Annotated in this window: 6 protein-coding genes; 2 read left to right on the top strand and 4 right to left on the bottom strand. The window is 71.4% G+C overall.

What is annotated here, in order from left to right; all coding sequences use genetic code 11:
• The 4 genes from C1I98_RS32085 to C1I98_RS32070 all read right to left on the bottom strand — a co-directional run.
• A partial coding sequence (locus C1I98_RS32085; RefSeq protein WP_233508366.1) for an ATP-binding protein occupies nucleotides 1–2,200 on the bottom strand: 2,200 nt, incomplete at its 3' end.
• A 76-nt stretch (nucleotides 2,201–2,276) separates the two neighbouring features.
• Complete coding sequence (locus C1I98_RS32080) at nucleotides 2,277–4,313, bottom strand: hypothetical protein (protein ID WP_111171109.1); 2,037 nt, start codon at nucleotides 4,311–4,313, stop codon at nucleotides 2,277–2,279.
• Between the two features lie 103 nt (nucleotides 4,314–4,416).
• Nucleotides 4,417–4,716 carry a DUF397 domain-containing protein gene (locus C1I98_RS32075; protein WP_111171108.1) on the bottom strand — a complete coding sequence of 100 codons (300 nt, stop codon included), beginning with the start codon at nucleotides 4,714–4,716 and terminating at the stop codon, nucleotides 4,417–4,419.
• Complete coding sequence (locus tag C1I98_RS32070; RefSeq protein ID WP_267898090.1) at nucleotides 4,707–5,534, bottom strand: helix-turn-helix domain-containing protein; 828 nt, start codon at nucleotides 5,532–5,534, stop codon at nucleotides 4,707–4,709. Before C1I98_RS32070 ends, C1I98_RS32075 begins: the two co-directional genes overlap by 10 nt.
• 465 nt (nucleotides 5,535–5,999) lie before the next feature.
• Here C1I98_RS32070 and C1I98_RS32065 point away from each other — a divergent pair, with 465 nt between their 5' ends.
• Entirely contained in the window at nucleotides 6,000–6,665 is a 666-nt protein-coding gene (locus C1I98_RS32065) for a hypothetical protein (protein WP_146607767.1), read from the top strand.
• Complete coding sequence (locus tag C1I98_RS32060) at nucleotides 6,665–7,327, top strand: hypothetical protein (RefSeq protein ID WP_111171105.1); 663 nt, start codon at nucleotides 6,665–6,667, stop codon at nucleotides 7,325–7,327. Before C1I98_RS32065 ends, C1I98_RS32060 begins: the two co-directional genes overlap by 1 nt.
• Nucleotides 7,328–7,429 lie beyond the last annotated feature (102 nt).

Here is a 7,429-nt window from a genome sequence, read left to right as displayed (position 1 = left end):
GCAATGGCCGGTCCATCCCGTCGGCGAACACCGCCGCCACCCCCGGCGACAGCGACACCACCTGCCTGGACTGCTCCTCGCTGAGGTTCATCGCCGCGCCGACCAGCAGCCGGTCGTCCTCGGCGGGCAGCCGGTGGACCACCTTCAGCGCGGTGTTCTTCACCACGTCGGGAACCAGCTTGGTGGGGATCTGCTCGGCCACCACGATGCCCTCGCCGTACGCGCGGATCTCGGCCAGCATCCCGGCCAGCAGTTCCACCGCGTGCGTGCTGGCCCGGCCCTCGCCGCGGTGCCGCAGCAGCCGGTGGGCCTCCTCGATCACGATCACGTGCCGCAGCCCGGTCGAGCGCTCCTGACGGGCCCGCATCCGCAGGTGCTCCACGATGCGGATGATCAGCGTGCCCATCAGGAACGCCTTGTCCTCGTCGTTGGCGACGTCCTCGATGGCCAGCACCACGTTGCGGCGCAGCAGCCCGCCGATGTCGGCGGGGTGCCCGCCCTCGAAGAACCGGCCCGCCGACCCCACCCGCAGGCTGCGCAGCCGCAGCCGGATGAACCCCTCCACGTCGGCCTGCACCTCGCGGCCGTAGCCGATCTCGTGGATCACGTCCATGGCGTGCGCCTGGAGCTGTTCGAGGGTCGGTACGGCCGGCCGTACCGCCGCCCCGGGGATGCCGCCGCCGGTCACCACGTCCCACCCGTTGGCCTCATAGACCCGCTGCAACGCCAGCGACATGATCTGCGGGAACGGCTCCTCGGCGTCGAACGCCGCCATGAACAGCGCCCTGACCATGTCGATGTGCGCCTGCACCGGGTAGCCGGGCTCGGGCGCGAGCGGGTTGACGCTCAGCGGCACCGTGTCGGGGGCCGACGGGTTGATCACGGTCACCTGCCCCAGCTGCTCGACCCGCCCGGCCATCGCCGCGTACTCCGACTTGGCCGGCTCGATCGCGAGCCACGGGATGCCCGCCGAGGTGAGCTGTTCGAGCAGGTGCCGTACGGTCTGCGACTTGCCCGAGCCGGTCGCCCCGGTGACGAACGCGTGCCGGTTGAGCGTGGCCAGCGGCACCCGGAACGCGCCGACCGCGCGGTCCTGGCCGTCCACGATCACGCCCAGGTCGATCAGGTCGCCGACCGGCGCGCGGGCGTCGGCCTCGCTGGTCACGTCGAAGTATCCGGCGTCCAGCACCCGCACGCCGGGCACCTCGCGCCGGGGCAGCCCGGCAAGCGCGGCGAGCGCGCCCGCCGTCGCGGCGAACGGCGCCGCCGCCTCGTCGGCCGGGTCCTCCACCCCGATGGTCAGCGCCTCGGCCAGCCCGTACACCGACTCCCCGCCGCCGGAGGGCGCACTGCGCAGCCGGTACGGGTGCTGGCTCATCTCCACCGAGCCGACCAGCACGGGCGCGATCTGGCGCAGCTCCTCAGGGCTCGCCGCCCCGGCGAGCACGCGAACGTTCCACAATCCGGCCTCGCGGAAGGCGTCCAGCTCCTGCATCCGCCGCTCGGCCCGCTCGGCGTCGTAGCGGCTGCGCTCGGAGGCGTCGCCGTACTGCCGCAGCACGTTGAGCTGGGTGCGCAGGTGGGCCACTTCGGAGTCGAGCAGGTCGGTCGGCTCGGCCACCACCAGCCAGCCGAACGGCCGGGACATCAGCGTGACCAGCGTGGACTCGAACAGCGTGGGCAGCTTGATCTCGTCGGGCGCGGGCTCGCGGCGGCCGCCCAGCGGCGGGGCCTGCCGTCCCGGGCACGGCGTCCAGACCAGGTCGGCGAAGTCGTCGAGCCATTCCGGCCCGATCGGCACCCCGCGCGCCCCACCGGGGAAGAGCAGCGGCTGCGGCCCCGCGGGCGCCGGATCGGCGGGCGTGTCCGAGGCCCGGCGCGGCGGTCGCGGCGGGGTGAGCGGGCCGGCGTTGGTGATCAGTTCGAGCGGGCTGCCCGACCCGCGCGACAGCCACCCGATGACGAACGGCCGGCCGCGCTGCGCGGCCGAGAGCACGGCGGGCAGCACGGTGACGAAATCCCACTCCGCCGACGAGCTGCGCGTCGGCGCGGCGATGGCCTGGACCTGGTACCACGGCCCGCAGAGCGGATGGCCCACGTTAGAAGGCACGCTCGGCTGCATGTGACTCCCGCGCTCGGCGACTTTGCCTGCCACGCCGCCGCCGATCCCCGGGTGACCGGCGGCGAGGCGTCTTACCATGACATCGATTCAGGTCCGTAGTCCATCGACCACCTTGCCACCTCCGGCACCGATGGCGGGAGCGGACCGGCGCGGTTCAGCGGCGGCGACGCCAGTCCAGCCGGGCGGGCGGCGGTCCGAGGTTGGGCGGCACCAGGTGCGGCGGTACGGGCGTCTCGACCCGCATCTGGCCGTTGCCCGGGCCGTCGGGGCCCGGGCACGGCGGGTCGTCCTCGCCCTCCGGCGGCGGCGGGGGCGGCTGCCGCTGTTGCTCGGGCACCCGCTGGAGGACGTCCTTGACGTCTTCCAGCTCGCCCAGGGTGGTGCGGGGGAAGGTCAGGATCGCCGGGTTGGCGTCGGCCAGGCGCACCCGCCTGCCGGTGGCGGTGGCGTCGGTGACGATCACCGACGTGGTCGGGAGCTGCTGGAGCTGGTGCGGCTCGACCAGGAACTCCCGGGAACGCTGGAGCACCCGCTCGGTCTCGCCGCCGATGGCCTTGCTCGCCGCCCTGCCCCACTCGGTGGACTCGGTGATGTCCTCGCGCAGGTCGGGCTCGGCGGGGTCGCGGCCGGCCTCGCCGTCGTCGTCGAGGGCGACCACGGTGGAGGTGTAGCCGCCGTCCAGGCCGTCCACCGGGGCGCTGATCGTCTCGGTGAGGGTGGCCAGCTCCAGCCGGTGCTCGGTACCGACGTGCTCGCTGGCCACCCGGGCGTCTTCGGCGTTGCCGAGCCGCATGAACGCCACGGCGGCGTGGCCCCGGCCCAGGCGTTCCTTCACGGTCGGGGTCAGGCTGCGGTAGGTCAGCACCAGGCCGGTGCGGGAGGTCTCGCAGGCGTCCATCAGCCGGTCGAGGACGTCGCCGCGCAGCTTGTCCGCGCCCGCGACGATGATCGTGTGGTACCACGGCCGGTCGGAGGCGGGCGACTGGCGCAGGATGTGGGTCAGCGCGGTGGCCACGTAGGTGCCGAGCACCCGGTTGCCGAGCACGCCCGCCTGGCGGTCCATGCTGATCACCCGCAGCCGGGCGGGCGGCAGCCGTACGGCCTCGCTGCCCAGCGTCTCCAGCTTGCGAAGCTGCGACTCCAGCGCCCAGGCCCGCTCGATGACCACCCGGTCGCTGACCCCGCGCCCGAACAGCGTGCCGATCCTCTCCAGCTGGGCCGCGGTGATCAGGCCTAGCCGGAGGTCCTCGCGGGGGTCGCCGACCTGGGCCAGCGCCCGCAGGGCCGCGGTGACCTGGTTGATCGTGGCGTTCTCGCCCAGCACCTCAAGGACCCGCTCCAAGATCGCGTTGTCGAAGGACAGGTCACGGGTGGTGTGGTGCTCCTCGCTGACGCTCACCACGTGCGCGAGCACGTCGGCGAACGCCTCGGGCGGCAGCGTCGCGCCGAGGTCCAGCCGGGGGAGGTCGACCGGCAGCACCCAGACCAGCGGGTCGTCACCGCCGCGGGTGGCCAGCTCGATGAGGTCCTTGGCGATGGCCCCCTCGGACAGGTCGAGCACGGTCAGGTGGCCGCCGCTGTAGAGCCGGGTCGCGCCGATCAGCGTGATCAGCGCGGACCACCCCGGCAGCGTGCCGCCCGCCACGTCGATGCGGTCGATCTCGTCGGGGACCGCCACCGCGTACCAGGACACCTGCTGCTCGAAGCGGCGCTTCTTCTCCTCCCAGTCCCGGTAGCGCCGGGCGTGCTCCTCCTGGGCCTGGAACAGCTCGTGCTCGCGCTCGCGCCGCAGGCGGTCCTGTTCGGCCTGCTTCTCGGCCACCCGGTGCCGTACCGCGCGGTTGCCCTGGTAGATCGCGTAGCTGGTGAAGATCGCGACGCCGCCGGTGGCCGCCAGGCCGATCAGCGCGAACGACCAGCTCAGCATCTCGGTGACGCCCAGCGTGAAGATCATCAACGCGACGACCACCATGAAGGCGCGGAAGATCCGCACCGGGCGGTTCAGCAGGTCTTCCTGAAGCTTCTCCCTGCGGACCCACTCGGGATCGACGGCCGGGAGCGGGCCGGGGACATCGCCCGGCGAGGGACGCTTCGGCGGCGGCCCCGGGTCGGGGTACAGCAGCACGTATTGCCAGCCCAGGTAGATCCGGTCCGCCTGGAGCTGTGCGTGCTCGGGATGCACGTCCGCCACGGGGACCTCCGGCCGCCAATCGTCGCCTTCGAGACAGCGTATAAAGGCCCCGTCGGCTTTGGGGCCGGGTTCTGCCCAATCAGCCGGATTTCCCCGCGATCTTCTAGCCCAGCGGTCCCATGCGTCTCACCGGCACGCCGGGTGCCGCCGCGCCCCAGCGCCGTACCGGCCGGGCCCCGTTGGCCATGCTCCGCCTGGGGAGGGCCCTGGCCGATGGGGCGCCCTTCACCCCGGCGAGGAAGAAGTGCCACTCGCCGGGGGTGAAGACCGGAATCGGACCGCCGGGGTGCTCGCCGTCCCGGACGGCGACGACGCCATGGAGGTTGCGCGCGACCTCGACGCGCTGCCCGCCGTTGTCCGCGGAATGGGAGGATTTCCGCCACTCCGCGACACTCAGGTCCATTCCTCCCTGACCTCCTGGATCATGCGCAGGGACACGTGCTCAGGGTAAGCCCAGCGCCTGATCGCCTCGTATCGATTGGAGAGAGAGGCAAGGATGTCGCGATTGGTGGAGATCCTTCCCTCTGCGGCGGAATCGGTGTAGGACGCGTCCGGCTCGCCCTCCGGCATCTCCGCGATCATGAACGTGCCCGGCATGCCGGCCAGGCAGCCCGGATCGACGACCTGGATGCAGACGTTGGGCAGCTTCGCCGCGGCCAGCAGCCGGTCGAGCTGGTCGCGCATGACCTCCGGACCGCCCACCCGGCGGCGCAGCACGCCTTCGTCTATGAGCACCAGCAGATAAGGCGGATCGCTCCGGTCGAAGATGCGCTGCCGCCGCAATCGCGCCCGGACCCGGGCCTCCACCTCCTCTTCGGTGATCCGCGGACTCTGCGCGAAGACGCATCGGGCATACTCCTCGGTCTGGAGCAGCCCGGGGATCAGCAGCGGATCCCAGGAACGAATTACCTTGGCGGCCGGCTCGATCTCGTCGACCCAGCCCAGAAACCAGCTAGGGCCCCCGGTATGGGAGAAGATGCGCTTATACAGCAGCGTAAAGTGCTGTTTCTTGGTTAAGCCGAACATTTGGTCTAACCGCTCGGCGTCGGACTGCGACGGTGTGCGCGAGGCCAGTTCGAGACGGCTCACCTGGGTCTGTGTGCAGCCCAGGCGTGCGCCGACCGCAGCCTGCGACCACCGCGCTTCCCGCCGCAAGCGTCGCATTTCCGCACCGAAGCGGACACGTGGAGACTCCGGGTCGGGGGTTGACTCGGCACCCACTTACAGCCTCCCAACAGTATTGGCAATCTGCTGTGGACCGCAGGGTCAAACCAATTCTAGGCCATGGGAATCGGTGTGCAGTCATCTTGGCGGCACGGCGGGCATGAGAAATGAGAAAGCCCACACCCGGACGCCATAGGCAATCTGGGAAGCGCTGTACCCATTCAACAGCGGAGACACCGCTCGACCAGTCCCTAAACACCATAAAAGCATGCGTCGCTCCCATAGTCCGGCAACCCGCCCACACTGGCCACATGGACCGACGCCCATCGGCCCCCTCGCGCTGGAGCCGGCCATGCGGGATGCGGTGACCCAGGTCACCGCATGGACGGTCAGAATCCCCGTCAACGGCCAGGCCGTACCGGGCGGCGTCCGGGGACGTCCAGGCGTACGCCGAAGCCGCTGGTGGAGCACAACGGGCGTTCGCCGCAAATCTGGACACTAGCCCCACTAACATGCTCTGTTATGACGTCACCTCCCGGCGGCGGCAGCCGTAAGAAGCGACCGGTGCTCGTGCCGGTGATCGCGGTCCTCCTGGCCACGGGGATGGGGGCCACGGCGGTGCTGGGAGGGCTCGACCAGGTGTCCGACCCGCCGCCGGCCGCGCTCGGCCCGGGCGACACGCTCGACCAGGGCCAGTTCGCCACGCAGTTCGTGGAGTCGAAGTTCGTCGCGGTGCCGCCCCCGAACCGGTTCACCAAGGAGAAGCGGTTGATCGACCTGGTGTTCAAGGTCACCAACCTGGGTGAGAAGACCGTGCAGGTGGGCAGCCCGCCCGCCCCGGGCCGCCGGTCTTCCTTCTTCACCTTCTTCGGCGGTTCCGTCCTCAGGACCGAGCCGGAGATCGAGTCCAGGTCGGGCGGCACCGGCATGGTGCCGACCCGGGGCGGTACCGAGTCCAGGCAGCTCCATCCGGGGGTCCCGGCCACCGTCGTACTCCGCTACGAGCTGGACCAGAAGGCGCGGGTCCCGGACGAGCTGGTGCTGCACATGGGCTCCTTCGAGATGCAGGAACGGTTCCCGTCCAAGGTCGCGGAGTGGACCTCCCTGATGGAGGAGGCGGGCCAGAAGAGCTACGCCCCGGTGGTGGTCGCGAAGGTCACCCTGCCGGTCGAGCGCGGGGAGGCGTGATGACGGAGGCGCCCTCCTCTGAAGGGCCCCGTTCGCGGCGGCACGCGGGCGGGCGGCGGCGGGCCGCGACCCGGGGGAACGGCAGGGTGACGAGTACGGTCGCGGGGGTCGCGCTGGCCGCCGTCGCGGTGACCCTCCAGTTCCTCACACTGACTCCCGAGGAGAAGGCGGCCCCGCTGGCCTCGACCGGTGCGCTCCGGGAGGAGATCGCGACCGGGCGGTACTCCGCCAAGGTCGAGTCGGTGACGGCGGCCACGTCCATCGAGGTCCCGGACCGGGGCAAGGGCAAGGTCGTGGACGGCGACGGGGTGTTCCTGATCGTCCAGGCGTCCGCCACGGTCCCGGCCGAACCCATGCACCTCGACGCCGAGTTCGCCGCCGCCGACGGCCGCCGCTTCCTGACCACGGACAAGGTGGAGGTCGATGACACCCTGGCCCAGCCCTGGATCCAGCCCGGGTGGTGGGCCAAGGGCGTCTTCGTCTTCGAGGTGCCTCGGGAGGCGATCGCGGGCGGCAGCGTCGTGGTGACCCCGGATCGGGAGAACGTGCTGATCGAGCCCTATCCTCCGGCGGCGGTGATCGATCTGGGGTTGGACGAGGCGGCGGCCGGCGACCTGGTCACCAAGGCGCAGAACCCCTACAAGCTCTCGCGCGGGAACTGACTCATGGACGGCAACCGGCAGCATCCGCAAGACCCCCGGCGCCCGCAGCGGCCGGTTGGTGGTGCCCCGGGGCTTGGCCGGTGGGGGGATTGGGGTCTGGCG

Origin of the sequence: Spongiactinospora gelatinilytica, from assembly GCF_003236385.1 — a bacterium.
Classification (GTDB): domain Bacteria; phylum Actinomycetota; class Actinomycetes; order Streptosporangiales; family Streptosporangiaceae; genus Spongiactinospora; species Spongiactinospora gelatinilytica.
The sequence above is the reverse complement of the archived record's forward strand: the minus strand, read 5'-3'. Positions and strand labels throughout refer to the sequence as shown.